19 protein-coding genes are annotated in these 16,645 nt (G+C 44.1%); 14 read left to right on the forward strand and 5 right to left on the reverse strand.

The genetic code is table 11. The annotated features are described in order from the left end of the window. The first annotated feature begins 47 nt into the window (after positions 1–47). The 8 genes from NFR43_RS03395 (at position 48) to NFR43_RS03430 (ending at position 7,186) form a co-directional block, all read left to right on the forward strand. Positions 48–884, forward strand: coding sequence for an SDR family oxidoreductase (locus tag NFR43_RS03395; protein WP_251546509.1), 837 nt, complete (start codon positions 48–50; stop codon positions 882–884). A 97-nt stretch (positions 885–981) separates the two neighbouring features. Next, positions 982–1,833, forward strand: a complete 852-nt coding sequence (locus tag NFR43_RS03400) for an SDR family oxidoreductase (protein ID WP_251546511.1) — start codon at positions 982–984, stop codon at positions 1,831–1,833. A gap of 179 nt (positions 1,834–2,012) precedes the next feature. After that, positions 2,013–2,570 (forward strand): DapH/DapD/GlmU-related protein, encoded by a 558-nt coding sequence (locus NFR43_RS03405; protein WP_251546513.1) that lies wholly within the window; start codon positions 2,013–2,015, stop codon positions 2,568–2,570. A gap of 98 nt (positions 2,571–2,668) precedes the next feature. Next, positions 2,669–3,439 (forward strand): carboxymuconolactone decarboxylase family protein, encoded by a 771-nt coding sequence (locus NFR43_RS03410; RefSeq protein ID WP_251546514.1) that lies wholly within the window; start codon positions 2,669–2,671, stop codon positions 3,437–3,439. Continuing rightward, positions 3,432–3,803 carry a nuclear transport factor 2 family protein gene (locus NFR43_RS03415; RefSeq protein ID WP_251546516.1) on the forward strand — a complete coding sequence of 124 codons (372 nt, stop codon included), beginning with the start codon at positions 3,432–3,434 and terminating at the stop codon, positions 3,801–3,803. Before NFR43_RS03410 ends, NFR43_RS03415 begins: the two co-directional genes overlap by 8 nt. A gap of 19 nt (positions 3,804–3,822) precedes the next feature. Further along, complete coding sequence (locus NFR43_RS03420; RefSeq protein ID WP_251546517.1) at positions 3,823–4,431, forward strand: NAD(P)H-binding protein; 609 nt, start codon at positions 3,823–3,825, stop codon at positions 4,429–4,431. A gap of 78 nt (positions 4,432–4,509) precedes the next feature. After that, positions 4,510–5,547 (forward strand): zinc-dependent alcohol dehydrogenase family protein, encoded by a 1,038-nt coding sequence (locus NFR43_RS03425; RefSeq protein ID WP_251546518.1) that lies wholly within the window; start codon positions 4,510–4,512, stop codon positions 5,545–5,547. A 445-nt stretch (positions 5,548–5,992) separates the two neighbouring features. Continuing rightward, the gene (locus tag NFR43_RS03430) at positions 5,993–7,186 is read left to right on the forward strand and encodes an aminotransferase-like domain-containing protein (RefSeq protein ID WP_251546519.1); all 1,194 of its coding nucleotides are present in this window, start codon (positions 5,993–5,995) and stop codon (positions 7,184–7,186) included. Positions 7,187–7,254: 68 nt separating this feature from the next. Here NFR43_RS03430 and NFR43_RS03435 read toward each other — a convergent pair whose 3' ends face one another. Next, positions 7,255–8,127 carry a LysR family transcriptional regulator gene (locus NFR43_RS03435; protein ID WP_251546520.1) on the reverse strand — a complete coding sequence of 291 codons (873 nt, stop codon included), beginning with the start codon at positions 8,125–8,127 and terminating at the stop codon, positions 7,255–7,257. Between the two features lie 134 nt (positions 8,128–8,261). Here NFR43_RS03435 and NFR43_RS03440 point away from each other — a divergent pair, with 134 nt between their 5' ends. Genes NFR43_RS03440 through NFR43_RS03450 form a run of 3 tightly spaced genes read left to right on the forward strand, consistent with a single transcriptional unit; the run spans position 8,262 to position 10,681 of the window. Beyond that, positions 8,262–9,146 carry an aldo/keto reductase gene (locus NFR43_RS03440; RefSeq protein ID WP_251546521.1) on the forward strand — a complete coding sequence of 295 codons (885 nt, stop codon included), beginning with the start codon at positions 8,262–8,264 and terminating at the stop codon, positions 9,144–9,146. A gap of 12 nt (positions 9,147–9,158) precedes the next feature. Continuing rightward, the gene (locus tag NFR43_RS03445) at positions 9,159–10,025 is read left to right on the forward strand and encodes an aldo/keto reductase (protein ID WP_251546522.1); all 867 of its coding nucleotides are present in this window, start codon (positions 9,159–9,161) and stop codon (positions 10,023–10,025) included. A gap of 17 nt (positions 10,026–10,042) precedes the next feature. After that, a complete protein-coding gene (locus NFR43_RS03450) occupies positions 10,043–10,681 on the forward strand; it encodes an NAD(P)H-binding protein (RefSeq protein WP_251546523.1) in 639 nt (212 codons plus the stop codon). Between the two features lie 94 nt (positions 10,682–10,775). Here the strand turns inward: NFR43_RS03450 and NFR43_RS03455 are convergent, their stop codons facing one another. From NFR43_RS03455 to NFR43_RS03470, 4 genes are all read right to left on the reverse strand, one after another. Beyond that, positions 10,776–11,414 (reverse strand): ABC transporter permease, encoded by a 639-nt coding sequence (locus NFR43_RS03455; protein ID WP_251546524.1) that lies wholly within the window; start codon positions 11,412–11,414, stop codon positions 10,776–10,778. Continuing rightward, positions 11,407–12,177 carry an ABC transporter ATP-binding protein gene (locus NFR43_RS03460; RefSeq protein WP_251546525.1) on the reverse strand — a complete coding sequence of 257 codons (771 nt, stop codon included), beginning with the start codon at positions 12,175–12,177 and terminating at the stop codon, positions 11,407–11,409. Before NFR43_RS03460 ends, NFR43_RS03455 begins: the two co-directional genes overlap by 8 nt. Further along, on the reverse strand, positions 12,152–12,802 hold the full coding sequence (locus NFR43_RS03465; RefSeq protein WP_251546526.1) for an ABC transporter permease: 651 nt from the start codon (positions 12,800–12,802) through the stop codon (positions 12,152–12,154). Before NFR43_RS03465 ends, NFR43_RS03460 begins: the two co-directional genes overlap by 26 nt. A gap of 84 nt (positions 12,803–12,886) precedes the next feature. Next, positions 12,887–13,744, reverse strand: a complete 858-nt coding sequence (locus NFR43_RS03470) for a glycine betaine ABC transporter substrate-binding protein (protein ID WP_251547074.1) — start codon at positions 13,742–13,744, stop codon at positions 12,887–12,889. A 180-nt stretch (positions 13,745–13,924) separates the two neighbouring features. Here NFR43_RS03470 and NFR43_RS03475 point away from each other — a divergent pair, with 180 nt between their 5' ends. The 3 genes from NFR43_RS03475 (at position 13,925) to NFR43_RS03485 (ending at position 16,572) form a co-directional block, all read left to right on the forward strand. Beyond that, a complete protein-coding gene (locus NFR43_RS03475) occupies positions 13,925–14,368 on the forward strand; it encodes an Rrf2 family transcriptional regulator (protein WP_251546528.1) in 444 nt (147 codons plus the stop codon). A gap of 265 nt (positions 14,369–14,633) precedes the next feature. Continuing rightward, positions 14,634–15,062, forward strand: a complete 429-nt coding sequence (locus tag NFR43_RS03480; RefSeq protein WP_251546530.1) for an Rrf2 family transcriptional regulator — start codon at positions 14,634–14,636, stop codon at positions 15,060–15,062. A gap of 112 nt (positions 15,063–15,174) precedes the next feature. Next, positions 15,175–16,572 (forward strand): FAD-binding oxidoreductase, encoded by a 1,398-nt coding sequence (locus tag NFR43_RS03485; RefSeq protein ID WP_251546532.1) that lies wholly within the window; start codon positions 15,175–15,177, stop codon positions 16,570–16,572. Positions 16,573–16,645 lie beyond the last annotated feature (73 nt).

The following is a 16,645-nucleotide window of genomic DNA, read 5'->3' on the forward strand; positions in this document are numbered from 1 at the left end:
TAAAACCATCGAAAGAATTTAATAACTAGTTAAGGAGATGGATGATAATGAGGAAAACTTGGTTGATTACAGGGATTTCTAGTGGCTTTGGAAAGGCGTTGACGACTCAATTATTAGCGAAGGGTGATACTGTGATTGGGACGGTGCGGACTGAAAAACCGGACATTCAAGAATTAAAAAAGCAGTACCCAGAGACATTAGACGTCCAACACCTAGATGTGACTAATGTAGATGAAATTCGTCAAGTAGTAGCTGATGCCCAGGCAAATCATGACCGGATTGATGTCTTAATTAACAATGCTGGTTATGGTCTCTTCGGGGCAGCCGAAGAATTAAGTGACCAGGATATTAATCAAATCCTGGCTACTGATTTGACCGGGTCCATTCAAATGATTCGGGCAGTGATTCCGGTAATGCGTCAACAAGGTGGCGGCCGTATTATCCAAATTTCTTCTTATGGTGGACAAGTCGCTTTCCCTGGTAATTCTCTTTACCATGCCGCCAAATTTGGCATTGAAGGTTTTTGCGAATCAGTGGCCCAGGAAGTGGTGCCATTTAACATTGGGGTGACCATTATTGAACCAGGTGGTGCCCGGACCGAATTCCGTTATGGGAGTGCTCATGTAGCAAACTTGATGCCAGAATATGATGATACGCCAACCCATGCCTTCTTGAAAATGCTTGATCCCACGAATGGATTAGCGCCTGGTGATCCTGATAAGATGGCGACCCGGATTATCGAAACTGTTGACCAAGACCCGGCACCATTACACGTGGTCTTAGGTTCACAAGCATTGTCAGCAACTATTGATCGTTTAACCAAGCGCTTAGCTGAATATCAAGGAGAAACTGATTTAGCTGCTTCCACTGATATTAAGGATTAAGAAAATAAGTAAGGAAGCTAGCTAGCTAGCGTTGTCTCATTACTAAATGATTATGATAGGACATATAGTAACGTTGGAAAACAAGGAGTTGAAAATAATGAAACAAAATGTAGTAGTTTTATTTGGTAGTGGAGCGATTGGTGAAGCAATTGCACGACGAGTTAGTGCGGGCAAGCAATTATTATTAGCTGATTATAATGAAGATAATTTGAAAAATGTCCAAAAGCGCCTTCAAGAAGCTGGCTTTAATGTTGATGCCATCAGAGCTGATCTTTCTTCGCGAGATTCAATTCAAGCAGTTGTTAAGAAAGCACAATCACTTGGTGAAATTCAACATTTGATCAATGCTGCGGGAGTCTCTCCTTCGCAAACGACTCCAGAACAGGTTTTAAAGGTTGATCTCTATGGGACCTCAGTATTGATTGAAGAGTTTGGTAAGGTGATGGCTGAAGGTGGCAGTGCAGTGATCATTTCATCTCAATCCGGTCATCGTCTACCTGCGTTAGGTACTGAAATTGATCAACAATTAGCAACAACGCCCACTGAGCAGTTATTAGACTTGGATGTCTTACAACCGGATGTGATTAAAGATTCTTTAGCCGCTTACCAATATGCTAAACGGCAAAATGTTCTTCGCGTGGCTGCTGAATCAGTGAAGTGGCAGGAACGTGGCGCACGAATTAATGTTATTTCACCAGGAATTATCATGACCCCATTGGCCCTTGATGAATTAAATGGGCCACGTGGCGCCGGTTATAAAAGGATGTTTGAATCCATGGTTACTAAGCGCCCAGGGACACCAGATGAAATTGGTGAATTAGCGGAATTCCTCTTGAGTGATAAGTCTGCCTTTATCACTGGAACTGATATTTTAATTGATGGTGGAGTGACTGCTCAGTATTGGTATGGTAACGTCAGTGAAGTGCGGGACTCCGGTAAAGCAAACTGAAATTTATCATTCTCGGAGATTGGGCATTAGCGTGGTCTCTTTTTTATCGCAACAATATCTTAAATCCCACTTAGTCGCTATCTGATAAGTAAAACTTATTTAGTTAACAAGTAACTGGAATTGGTTCGCTTCAACCTGCTAGCTATAATAAAGTCAATCAAGTAAAGGAAGAAATTAGGATGAGCGTCTTTGAGCAAATACGAAATGGTCAGGCATATAATATTAAGGATGAAGATTATCAGCGTGAAGTTCATGGTGAAATTAATCGTTCACGAGATCTTAACTTCTTGATTAATCAAACTCGACCAAGTGATACTGAACAATTGAACAAGTTAGAAGAACAACTGTTAACGGCTGGCAAGCCAGAAGGAACTTTCTTGACCCCACCATTTCAAATTGATTGCGCAAGTCGATTGTTTCTCGGTAAGAATGTGTTTGCTAATCATGGTTTAACAGTCATGTCGTTGGGGTCAATCACCATTGATGATGGGGTAATGATGGGACCAGAAGTGGCACTGTTAACGGTTAATCATGAACCAAAAAATATTCGGGTGGTGAAAGCTGCTGAAATCCATATCAAATCAAATGCATGGATTGGTGCCCGGGCGATTATTCTTCCAGGGGTTACCATCGGTGAAAATGCTATTGTTGGCTCAGGTGCAGTCGTAACTCATGATGTTCCAGATAATGCTGTTGTTGTTGGCAGTCCTGCCCGGGTGATTAAGACTTTAGATTGATAAGCAAAAGTAATTTAACTGATTACTAACAAGAATTGGTTTCTGCAAGTGTCCTAATTAAAATAATAATTGAAAGCTAAGCAAAAGGAGATCTTACGATGGCAACAAATAAGAATGCTCAGGAATATCACGAAAAAATGTTTCCTGGATATAAGTCAGACTTCTTAAGGACTGATCCAGAATTTATTGAACGCTTTGACAACTTTGCCTTTGATGAAGTCGTTAATCATGATGACGTTGATGATCGAACTCGGTTCATGTCAATTTTAGCGACGTTGCTGGGGTGTCAGGGAATTGATGAATTTAAGGCAATGCTTCCGGCAGCCCTTAATTTTGGTGTTAAACCAGTTGAGATCAAAGAGATTGTTTACCAAGCAGTTGCTTATTTAGGAATCGGACGGGTCTTTCCATTTTTGAAGGCTACTAATGAAGTCTTTGAAAAGCAGGGAATCAAGTTACCACTAGAAAAACAAGCAACCACAACGACTGAGGATCGTCTGGCAGCTGGACAACAGGCCCAAGTAGACATTTTCGGTGACGTGATGAAAGACTTTTGGAAATCTGGTGACCCTGAAAGTCAACACATTAACTACTGGTTAACTGACAATTGTTTTGGTGATTACTATACCCGTAAAGGCCTGAATTACACAGAACGTGAATTAATGACCTTCTGCTATTTGTCAGCCCAAGGTGGTGTGGAACCACAATTAATCTCACACGCGAAGGCTAATCTGCGTAATGGTAATGATAAACAATTTTTGATTAACATTATTTCACAAAACATTCCCTATATTGGTTATCCGCGCAGTTTAAATGCGTTACGGTGTGTCAATGAAGCTGCAAAGGCAATGGAGGAACAACATGACTGATCGCGATGAAATTATTGGTTTATACCGGAAAGAAAACGAAGCCATGGTTGCTAAAGATGTGGTGACTTTAAACCGCATTTTAGCGCCATCGATGAAATTACAGCACATGACAGGCTATGTTCAACCCAAAATGGAATGGATTGACCAAATCCAAAATGGTGAAATGAAGTATTTCTCTTCTACTGAAGAAAATATTACCGACATCAAAATTGATGGTGATCGGGCAAGATTGACTGGTCAAAATCGGGTTAAAGCTAGTGTATGGGGGAGTGGAGTTTCAACTTGGCCCCTGCAGATGAAAATGGAATTTGCCAAGGATAATGGCCATTGGATCATTACGAATCAAATTGCCAGCATGTATTAATAATGAGGAGGAATTAACAATGAAAAATGTCTTAATTATTGGCGCTACCGGAACTCTTGGAACTGCGGCTACCCAAGCGATTTTGGCAGGAACGGATGATCAGCTAACTTTGTTTGCACGGTCCGCGAACCGGATCAACGTTACTGATCCAGATCGGGAAAAGGTGATCTCAGGGAATGTGATGAACGACGCTGATTTAGACGCAGTTTTAGCAGGACAGGATGCGGTTTTTGCAGCTTTAAGTGGTAACCTGGGGGCGTTTGCGGAAAAAATCGTGACTGCGATGAACCGTAACGGCGTAAAGCGGCTAGTTTTCATTACTTCAATGGGAATTTACAACGAAATTCCTGCTTCAATTGGAGCTAGTGGGAACCTGCAAAACAATCCGATATTACGGTCATACCGCGAAGCGGCAGATGTGATTGAAGCCTCAGGCCTCGATTACACAATTATTCGTCCCGGCTGGTTTGCTGGTGGACCGGTTAATTATGAGGTCACCCACAAGGGAGAACCATTTGGGGGTCACGATGTCTCAGTCAGTTCCATTGCTGATTTAGTCAAGCGGTTGGTGGATGATGACCAACTTTACGTGCATGACAGTGTCGGCATTAATACTCCGCAAAATTAATCTTTTATGACACTTGACTTTGAGTGCACTAGAAGGTTTATATTATGAGCGATAAATTTTTGCAAAGGAGCGAGATTGATGAAAGCAGCTGTATTTATGGAACCGGGCAAGATGGAGGTTCACGAAGTTGAAAAGCCAACGATTCAAAAGCCAACTGACGCGATTTTAAAGATCGTCCGGGCTTGTGTCTGTGGATCTGATTTATGGTGGTACCGGGGAATTGCTGACCGTGAACATGGATCATTAGTTGGTCACGAAGCAATCGGAATTGTCGAAGAAGTCGGCGCAGACGTTAAGGACGTCAAGCCCGGTGACTTCGTCATTGCCCCATTTACCCACGGGTGTGGTCATTGTGCCGCTTGTTTGGCCGGCTTTGATGGTAATTGTATGAACCAAGAAGCTGGTGGTAATGGTGGTTACCAAGGTGAATACTTACGGTTCACCAATGCCAACTGGGCCTTGGTCAAAATTCCTGGTCAACCAAGTGACTACTCTGATGAACAGTTAAATGACCTCCTGACGTTAGCAGATGTTATGGCGACTGGCTACCATGCAGCCGCCAGTGCTGAAGTTAAAGAAGGTGACACGGTAGCTGTCATTGGTGATGGTGCCGTCGGCCTGTGTGGGGTGATTGGTGCTAAACTACGGGGCGCTAAGCGGATTATTTCCCTGAGCCACCACGAAGACCGTGCCAAACTAGCCAAGGAATTCGGTGCTACTGACATCGTTGCTGAACGTGGTGACGATGCGGTCAAGAAAGTAATGGAATTGACTGATGGCAATGGTGTTGACGCGGTTCTCGAATGTGTCGGTGCCGTTTCAGCGATTGAACAAGCTGGTCAATTGGCCCGGCCAGGTGCCATTGTTGGTCGGGTTGGGGTTCCCCAAACTGAACCATCATCCAACACCCTGTTCTGGAAGAACATTGGCCTGCGTGGTGGAATTGCTTCAGTCACGACCTATGACCGTCAAGTTCTTTTGGACGCAGTTTTAAAGGGAGAAATTCATCCAGGTCACGTCTTCACGAAGCGCTTCAACTTAGATGACATCCAACAGGCTTATGAGGCCATGGATAAGCGGGAAGCAATTAAGTCGCTCGTGATTGTTAGTGAATAATGGTGGAAATACCATCGTGGATTAGTTTAATTAGCTAAAGAAGGTGCCAAACGGGCACCTTCTTTATTTTGATTATAAAACCATGAGAATATCCATTGACAAATTAAAAATTAGTGAGTATTATAATGGAAAATTAATCACAAACAAAAACAGAGCACAGGAACTGATGGTTAATTGCTGGCAGCAGAGACTTCGCGGATGGTGAAAGCGGGGCGCGGGATTAATTATCGAATCACCTGGAAGTTGGTGGCTGAAATCAGTAGGCCAACCTGGGTTATCGCCCATTATCCTGATCACAGATTTATGTCTGGATAAGGTGGAGAATTATTTCTCCATGAAAAAAGGTGGTACCACGGTTCAATCGTCCTTTGAGTATTGATGATACTTAGAGGACGTTTTTTGTTTGCAAGCTAATTTGATGAAGCAATTATGTTTTTGAGGAGGAATGATTATGTATAAATTTTCCAAACGAGTTCCTGCTGACGGTACAGACGCAGTTGGCGCAATCTTAAAGGCTGCCGCAGATCCTCAAGTAATTTCATTTGCTGGCGGTTTGCCAGCTCCAGAACTGTTCCCAGTAGCAGAAATGCAGGCGGCCGTTGATCGGGCATTTGAAAAACATGGTCGTGAGCTGATGCAATACGGGGCGGCCAAAGGGGTCACCGAATTGCGTGAACTGATTGCTCAATATGTGAAGGAAAAGGAGAACGTTGACGTCAGTGTAGAAAATGTCTTGGTCACGACCGGTTCCGAGCAGGTATTAGACCTGGTTGCTAAAGCCTTTGTTGACGAGGGTGATACTGTATTGATGGAACAACCAACTTACCTGTGTGCGGTAGACGTCTTTAAGTCCTTCGGAGCTAACTTTGTGGGTGTTGAAATGGATGATGATGGGATGGACATGGCTGATTTGGAAGCTAAATTAAAGGCTCATCCAGAGGCCAAGTTAATCTACACCGTCCCGAATTTCCAAAACCCGACTGGACGAACGATGACGGCAGAACGTCGACAAAAGTTAGTAGAACTGGCGGCTAAGTATGACGTCTATGTCTTAGAAGATAATCCCTATGGTCAAATTCGGTTTGCTGGCGAACAGGTCCCAGCGTTGAAGTCATATGATCAATCCGGACATGTCTTCTATATGGGGACCTTCTCCAAGATCCTGGCCCCTGGTTTCCGGATCGGTTGGGTGGTGGCTGATGAACAAGTCATCGACAAGTTAACGGTTCTCAAACAGTCTGCTGACCTGCATACTGATAACCTCGCCCAATATGCGGTTCCAGAATTCTTTGCTGCTAACGATGTGGACGCGCATGTTAAAAAGATCAGCGACCTGTATGGGAAACGCAAAGATTTAATGTTGACGGGGATCAAGAAATACTTCCCAGATAATGTGAAGTACACGAATCCCGAAGGTGGGATGTTCCTGTGGGTTGAAGTCCCAGGTGTTGATGATACGGTTGCCCTCTTTAAGGAATGTTTGAAACATAATGTCGCCTTTGTGCCTGGCGATCCATTCTTTGCAGGGGCAACGCAACCAGGGACCTTCCGACTCAACTACTCTAACATGGAGGAAGATAAGATCGAACAAGGGCTGAAAAAACTTGGTGCAGCGTTAAAAGCAGCGACTGCCAAGTAATAATTGAATAAACAAGAACGACCCAGAAAGTTGATTAATCAACACTCTGGGTCGTTTATTTATTCATGCTAATTAGTTGGGTCCGGCCACTCCTGACTGAGGCTTTTTAAAATCGGTTGGACGAATTTCCGGTCTTCAATTCGGTAAGCAGCAAAGAATTCCATGGTGGCACTTTCATCCGTAATTGGAATTTTCTTGCGGTCCTCAGTATTGGCCTCTTCGTGACCAGTAACGTCCGTGATATTGGTGGTAAAGTAGGGGAAATTCGAATACTGGGTAATTTCCTGTAAGGCCGTCATTTCGGACTGGTAGAGGAATTTGGCGTCCGGAATGTGTTCCTGGATGACTTGGTTCCAGGGGCCAATGTCACTGAGAACGACAAAACTCAGCCCGGCAAGTTCCTTGAAAGTGATCTGTTGTTGGTTGGCTTGATAAGTAAATTGGTCAAGGTTGACTTCCAGGTGCTCTTTACCCACAAATAAAGATTCAATTTCATCGGTCTGGAGTTCTTGCTGAGTCAAAACAATCGTGGCTTGCCGGTTATTTAGCAAGTCGCTGACCTGGTCGGCGGTGGTGAGCTCCTCTACTGAGGCGGTTTTAAGGTGTGGCAAGGTTAAATTTTGGGCTAGCAACAAGGGACCAGGAGCGGTACTGGTAATGGTAATCACCCGTTGACTAGTCGCAAAGTTTTGGACACGTTCCACCAGTTGTTGGTTGTCTTGTAAAAGCTGGGCGGCCCCTTCAGCGGCCATTTGTCCAGCCTTAGTCAGGGTAATTCGGTTTGGTTGTCGATCAAAAAGTTGGACACCAAACTCGTTCTCTAACTTCTGTAGCCCCCGGGTGATGGTTGGTTGGGTCATCATCAGTTTTTCCGCAGTCTTGGTTAAGGTCCCGCATTCTGCAAAGGTGGCGAGTTCTTCCAAAAGGTAATTTTCAATCATCTTACTCACTCCTTTTAGAGTATTCATTAATTGTATGCTACCATGACCACTTAGTATTTTTCAATTGGCGTTGAGCACGTTAACATAAAGACAATCAAATTAATCAATTACTTGACCAGGAAAGGATGATTCAAATGTCAAATGTTAATGTACCTACAGTAAAGTTAAACAACGGGATTGAAATGCCAACGCTCGGCTTCGGTGTTTTCCAAGTGCCAGACTTAAGTCAAGCTGAACAGGCGGTTACGGACGCTTTGGAAACCGGTTACCGGCTGATCGATACGGCTGCCGCATATCAAAATGAAGAAGCGGTTGGTAAGGCAATTAAAAACAGTAGTGTGAACCGTGAAGACATTTTTGTAACGTCAAAGTTATGGGTTTCAGATTTTAATTACAATCGTGCTAAAGCCGGCATTGATGCTTCATTACAAAAGTTAGGTCTCGACTACATGGACTTATACTTGCTTCACCAACCATATGGTGACACGATGGGTGCTTGGCGCGCCCTTCAAGAAGCCCAAAAAGAAGGCAAAATTCGGGCAATTGGGGTTTCCAACTTTTACGCTGACCAACTTAAGGATCTTGAATTGACGATGCCAGTTAAGCCGGCGGTTAACCAAATCGAAGTGAACCCATGGTACCAACAAGACCGGGAAGTGCAATTTGCTCAAGGTGAAGACATTCGCGTAGAAGCCTGGGCACCATTTGCTGAAGGTAAGCATGACATCTTTACTAACGAAACGATTGCTGCCATTGCTGAAAAGTATGGTAAGTCGAACGGGCAAGTAATTTTGCGTTGGCTCTTGCAACGCGGCATTACGGTAATTCCAAAGTCAGTTCACAAGAATCGGATGGCTGAAAACATCGATGTCTTTGATTTTGAACTGAGTGATGACGATATGAAGAAGATGGCAAGTTTAGACCGGAACGAAAGCCAATTTTTTGACCACCGTGACCCAGTCACAATTGAACAAATCTTCGGTTCGAGCTTGAAGGCAATACAAAACGACGAAAACTAGGAGGCACGTAAAATGGCAAACATTCCAACTTTTAAACTCAACGATGGCAACGAAATTCCGTCCTTTGGTTTTGGAACTTTCCAAATTCCTGCGGATGGTTCCACTTATGAAGCGGTTAAAAAGGCCCTGGCGGCTGGCTACCGGCACATTGATACTGCGGTTGCCTATTTCAATGAACAAGAAGTCGGCAAGGCAATTAAGGATAGCGGCATTCCGCGCGACCAAGTTTGGGTTACTAGCAAGATGTGGTTACAGGACTACAAATATGAAGACGCTAAAAAGTCCATTGCAACCTCACTGCAAAAGTTAGGCCTTGATTATATCGACCTGTATTTGATTCACCAACCATACGGTCCAGTAGATGAAGCTTGGCAAGCAATGGAAGAGGCGCAAGCGGCTGGCCAAATCCGGTCGATTGGGGTTTCCAACATGTCTGCCAAAATCTGGAACAAATGGGTACCGAACTTTAAGGTCAAGCCGGCCGTTAACCAAGTGGAATTCAATCCTTACTTCCAACAAAAGGAGTTACGGCAAGTTCTGACGGAAACGCAAACGACCCTGGAAGCGTGGGCACCATTGGGTGAAGGAAATAAGGATTTATTGAACGAACCGCTGTTGAATGACCTGGCTAATAAGTATGGCAAGGACGTTGGCCAAATTATCTTGCGTTTTGAACACCAAGAAGGCGTGATCATCTTTCCAAAGTCAGTTCATGAAGCACGGATTAAGTCCAACCAAGAAATTTTTGACTTTGAATTAACTTCTGCAGAAATGGATGCTATCCGGGCCCTCGATAAGGGCAAGGGCATGCATGATCCGGACGCTCCTGGTGTCGGCGAATCATTGCTCAAGGCTTACGATATTCATGCCAACAACTAAACCGAGGAGGTAACAAAATGAAGTACACAATTTTAGCAGCAACTGGCCAAATTGGTCGGTTAAGCGCCCAATATATACTTGATCACACTGACGCTGACGTCACTTTATTTGGTCACCAGGCAACTAGCCGCCTAAGTGATTTTGCGAGTGACCGGGTTCAACTAGTCGATGGTGACTTAACAAATGTCGATGATGTAAGAGGTGCCGTTCATGGTGCAGATGGCGTTTTCGTGGCATTTGTGGTGACTCCTGACATCGCGCAAGTTTTGGTTGACGCGCTGGATGCGGAAAAGGTTGATCGTTTGGTAGTGATGTCAGTCCCTGATTTGTATCAAGAAGTCAGTGGACCATTCCAAGAATGGTACCGTGCCAACACGGGCTTAACTTGGCAAACACCATTAGTTAAAGCTGCAGAGATTATTGAAGCCTCTGATTTGGATTACGTTATTTTGCGGACCACTTGGCTTTACAATGATGCAAGCAAATTAGCCGTTGACGTTAGTGAAAAGGGTCAACCATTCAAGGATGCCCAAATTTCCCGAGAGGCCGTTGCCAAGTTTGCCGCTGATTTATTGACCGGTGACCAGGATTATCACCATGCCAACCTTGGTATTGGTGAACCAGGGACGGAATGGGCAAAACCGAGTTTCTACTAAACTTGTCAAATTTAACATGAATCATCCCAAATAAAGTAAAACCGCTTGGTAGCCAGTAATGGTTATCAAGCGGTTTTTGTGTTGATAATGATCATTAAGCAGTCAGTGCGCTTTTCCAGCGGTGACTAAGAAGGTATTCGACGAACTTGAGGACGGCAGCGCAAACGAGGGTTAAACCAACTGCCAAAAGCGTTCCCCACAGTAGTGGTACAACTTGTTGGGTTTGCAAGCCTTCGAACAACAGCTGGCCTAAGCCACCAGCATTGATTGTGGCGGCAATCGTGGCAATTCCAATCATTGACGCAAGGGCAACTTGCAAGCCACTAAAGATTGCCGGAACTGCTAATGGTAATTGCACCTTAAAGAAGATCTGCCGGTTGGTCATGCCCATGCCACGGGCGACTTCGATCAAGCTCGGGTCGATTTCCTGGATTCCAGTGATGAAGGTCCGGAGGAGAACATACTCACAGTAGATGGTGAGTGTAATAATAGCTGTTTTCATCCCTAATCCGGAAATGGGGAGCAGGAGGACGAAGAGGGCAAAGCTGGGGACGGAGTAAAGTAGTGAAAAGAAGTAAACAAGCCCGTTGAGCCATTTACGTTGATGCATAAAAATGAGGATCAGGACAATCGTGATGACCATGGCGATGCCTAACGCAGTGAAGACCATTTCGAGATGTTGCTGGACATCCTGGAGCATCACGGGATAATTTTCATTCCAATATTTAATCATGATATTGCCCCCATAATGCTTGGTTCTGGTGACCAGTTGCCAGAAGCTGCTTGACGAAGTCAGTGGCCGGTACCTGCATGATTTCGTCTGGCGTGGCGAACTGTTCGATTTTTCCATTATGCATGATCATGACTCGCTGGCCTAGATAAAAGGCTTCGTTTAGATCATGAGTAACGAACATGAAGGTTTTATCAGCTAAGGAACTGTGAATTCGTTTGATTTCCTTTTGCAATTCTAACCGAGTGAGTGCATCCAAAGCACCAAATGGTTCGTCAAAGAGGACGTAAGGTGGGTTAGCGGCAAGGGCCCGCGCTACACCAACCCGTTGTTGCTGCCCTCCGGAAAGCTGACTCGGGTAACGGTTAGCATATTCAGCAGGGTTTAACTGAACGAGCTTGAGTAATTCGGTGACTCGTTCATCAATTTGTCCTTGCTGCCAGCCTAACATTTTTGGTGCTACAGCAAGGTTTTCCTTGATGGTCATGTGAGGAAAGAGGCCAATTTGTTGAACCACATAGCCCATATGACGGCGGAGTTTGACGATATCAAGATCCCTTAATAACTGACCGTTGATCATGATTTCCCCACTGTCGGGTTGTAATAAGCCGTTGATCATTTTCAAGGTCGTGGTTTTTCCAGAACCGGAGGAGCCGAGAATCGTGACGAATTCGCCCTGGTTAACCGTGAAATTTAGATCAGGAATAACGGTGTGCCCATTGAAACTTTTGGTAACGTGATTAAATTGAATCGCTGGTTTGCTCATGACGGCGGACCCTCCTAATTAAAATATCAAAGCTAATTATGGCGAAGAGTGAGAGTAATGCGACACTCACCCCACCAATGATGACATAACTCATTTCATATAGTCCCAGACCGGTAAAGATCAGGGTTCCTAAGCCCCCTGCACCAATGTAGGTCGCAAGGGTGGCACTGGCAATAATCTCAACTAATGCTAGCTTAATTCCATTCAGAATATAGGGCAGGGCAAGGGGGACTTCAATTCGCTTCCGTAACTGGCGTTGGTCCATCCCCAATGCGGTCCCGACTTCTTTGTAGAGCGGACTGACTTCATTGAACCCCAAAATGGTATTGATTAAAAGTGGTGGAATTGCCAACACCACGAGGGCGATCAGGGCGGGCAATAACCCGGTTCCAAGAAACGGAATCAGGAGGAACAACAGCGCTAAGCTCGGAATTATTCGGAGCATTTGGGCAAAGCTGGTGCAGATCGTTGCAACAGTTTTTGATTTAGAACCGAGATAGCCTAATGGCAAAGCAATCACCATGGCAATGGCTAAAGTGAGGAAACTAAGGTAAATCTGTTGCCACACGTAGTGCCAATACTGGAGACTATCCGTTTGAAAATAATGGATAATTTGCGAAAACAATTTTGCGTCCTCCTCTTTTGAGCTCGCGCATCGAGATTAGTCAAAAATCACAAAGAAACCGAGATTGCTCTCAGTTTCTTGAAACTACTTCATGTTCTTGTTGTACCAATTCCGGGCCACTGTTTTGTAGTTTTGCCCATCAACGTCAACTTTCTTATTTAGTTGCGTTAATTCCTTAGTGGTCAACTTAGCATCAACTTTATTTAAAGTCTTTTCCATTTTTGGATGACTCTTGGCGGCCTTCTTATTAAGCAATGGTACCAGATTATATGGTGGCCATAAGTTCTTGTCATCTTTTAAGACCTGGTATTTGTTGGTAGCTAATTGTCCATCGGTTGTGTAGACTGGGGCTACATCACCCTTACCTTGTGCTAAAATTTTATATTTGAGACTATCATCATAATCTTTGGAGGACTTGAAATTGAACTTCCCATACTTTTTGTTCATCCCCGGGAGGCCATCAGATCGTTTGTCGAATTCACCTTGTGATACAAACCGCACTTTTTTAGCACTCTTTTGTAAATCACTGAGGGATTTGATATTGTATTTTTTCGCAACGCTGGTACGGATTCCAATTGCTTGACGATTATCGCCAGGAGCGTAGTTAAATGTTACTAGACCATCCTTTTTAACCCCGTTGCTGGCTATTTTAGCCATTTGAGCCGAAGTTTTACCACTGCCGTTTTTCTTAAGGTAGGCCTCCACGATTGTTCCAGTGTATTCGGGATAAACATCAATTTGCCCGGTTTGGACGGCCTTGTAAACGACGGAGTTTGAAATGTTTTGCTTCCGGGTGACCTTGTAACCAGCATGTTCGAGGGCAATGGCATAAATTTCACTGACGGTTTTACTTTCGGTAAAACTTTTAGACCCCACGATAATTGGTTTATTGCTATTTGCACTGGCCAGTGATGGAATTGTAAAACTGATAAGTAGTACCATTGCACTTACCAACGAAGCAAGCTTGAATTTTTCGAGCTTCAATTATGGTTCCTCCTTGCTGTAACTTTAAAAGTTATATTTCGTGTGTTAATATATACCCATCAACACAACTTCGTCAATCATAAATCAATAAAAGCTGATTTTAAATAAGAGACTATGGACTAGAAAGGATTGATGGAAATGCGGGTGTCAACTCGTTTTAGTGATAGCATCCATACGTTGGCCTATATAGAAATTTGTCGAGGCAAAGTGCCGTTAACAAGTGAGAATATTGCCGAGAGTATTGAGACATCGCCGGTGGTAGTTCGCCGCTTAATGAGTAAGTTACGGGCGGCAAAAATTATTACTACTGTTCACGGGACGGCAGACCCTAAGTTGACACGGGAGCCCAGCAAGATTACTCTCTACGACATTTATCTAGCGGTGGAAGGCGATCAGCCACTGTTCAATGTTGACAAAAAAACCAATCCTGAATGTATTGTTGGTGGAAATATTCAGCCGGTATTAACTGAATTTTACCACGCTGCAGATGTGGCGGCGAAGGGGAGATTAAACCAATTTACTTTGCAGGATGTCTTAGACAGTATTGGCGTCCGGCTGGCCAAAAATGCACAAGGAATTTAATAATTTGAAAGTGATCATAAAGTCAGAATGTGTCACCTAATTAGTTACAAGCGATCACATTTACGCAGTATTAAAACATTCAAATCTTTTTGAGTTTGTCTTCAGTCCGCATGGATCCACATGTGGACTTTTTATTTTTCGTTGAATGACGGGAGTCCATTTGTGGGCTTCCGTTTTTTATTTCATTCGATGAATTATGAAGGAGGAATGATGATGAAAAAGTAATCTTGCAAATCATAAATTAACAGGATAAAATAACCATATTATGAAATTTTCTTACAAATTGAGTGACGCCATTCACTTGCTTAGTTACCTATATATTTACAAAGATGGCGACCTTTCCAGTCGGGCAATCGCTAATAGTATCGAATCAAACCCGAGCGTTGTGCGTCAATTGATGTCTGATTTACGGAATGCGGGGTTAATCAAAACACATAAGGGGGCTGCAAAACCAGAATTAGCCAAAGATTTGGCAGACATCTCAATGTTAGAGGTCTTTAATGCGATCAACATGGACCATGTTTTAATTCATGTTGATCCAAAAACCAACCCCGAATGTATTGTTGGTGGTAATATCCAGCAGACATTAGAAAAATACTACGCGCAAATTCAAACGCAAGCATTTGAAAAGATGCGGACAATTACGCTGGCTGATGTCGTGAATGACATTTTGACTAACCAGAGTGTGCGTTAGGATTAAAGCATAAAGATCAGGCTTTTGCCTGGTCTTTTTTAGCCAATGTTAAGAAAACGCTATCACCAAGGAGTGCTATAATGAGGTTACTAAAAATAAGGAGATGTTGAAAATGGCACTCAATTTTCCGGCTTATAACCAAACGGAAATTCTTGATTTCTTGAAAGCACAAGTAACCGATGGGACGGTCGTGACTGATCCTGAAAAGGTTGATGAACATTCCTACAGCAAGCAATTAGCTGGGCAACATGGTCCGGCGCTGGCGTTCATTGAAGCTGGATCGATCGCTGATGTGCAAGGGGTAATGAAAGCAGCTCGCCGTTTTCATATTCCAGTCGTCACCCAAAACCGCTTTACGAGTACTGTGATTGGTGCCGATGCGGTTGATGGCGCCTTCATTCTCTCAACAGCGAAAATGGATCAGATCCTGGAGTTAAACACTGAGGACGCATATGCAGTGGTCCAACCTGGGGTGATTAATAATGATTTAGACCAAGCAGCTCGTCAACATGGCCTCTTTTATGCTCCTGACCCGGCTTCCAAGAAAATGTCAGGAATTGGTGGGAATGTTGCCACGAACGCTGGTGGTTTAAGCGGTGTTCGTTATGGGTCCACGCGGGATAATGTTTTAGGACTGAAGGTAGTCCTGGCTGATGGCAAGGTCCTGGATCTGGGTGGTAAGACCACCAAGCAGGCCTTTGGCTATGATCTCACGCAATTGTTTGTTGGTTCTGAAGGAACACTGGTTGTCATTGTCGAAATCACGGTCAAACTGATGCCACTGCCTTTGGGTGATTCACTGATGGGCCTGGCCTTCTTTAAGAATATGGAAACTTTGGCTAAGGCCACGACAGAGTTGCGGATGTCCGGGATTTACCCGGCAATGTTGGAAGCCATGGACGCGAATACACTGCGGGCGCTCGATGAATACCGCCATACCTCATTAGCTGGTGAAAATAGTGCGGCCCTCATTTTCCGGGTGGATTCGATTTCGCCAGAAGGACGGCAGATTGTTGACCAGATTATGGATAAGTACGGTGCGGAAAATATTCGGCTCGCCACTGATGAAAAGCAACAGGAAGAAATTATTAGTCTCAGACAAGACATGTTGCCAGCCATCTTTACTGGTCGCAGTGCTGTGATGGAAGATATGGCGGCGCCAACCTCGAAGATGGCCGAACTGGTTGCCTATATTCAGCAATTAAGTGCTGAACATGATGACCTCCAGATTTTTACTGCGGGCCATGCTGGCGATGGTAACTTGCATCCAACTGTTACGTGGAGTAAGGACGTTACTGAGACGCCCGAGAGTGTCAATGAAGTTCTTCAAGCAATGTTCAAGAAGGCTCTCGAACTCGATGGGACCATCTCTGGAGAACACGCCGTTGGAATGCTCAAAAACCAGTGGAATAATGTCGAATTGGGTGAAGAAGTTGATTGGGTTCAACACCAGATTAAGGCTTTGTTTGACCCAATGAACTTGTTAAACCCGAAACGCAAGATTGATTAAGGAGGGTATCAAGAAACGATTCGGACTTAGTCGACAAAAAATTTGTCGATAATCCCTGTACCGATCCAAAGGG

Source organism: Limosilactobacillus caecicola (assembly GCF_943192935.1).
GTDB classification, from domain to species: domain Bacteria; phylum Bacillota; class Bacilli; order Lactobacillales; family Lactobacillaceae; genus Limosilactobacillus; species Limosilactobacillus caecicola.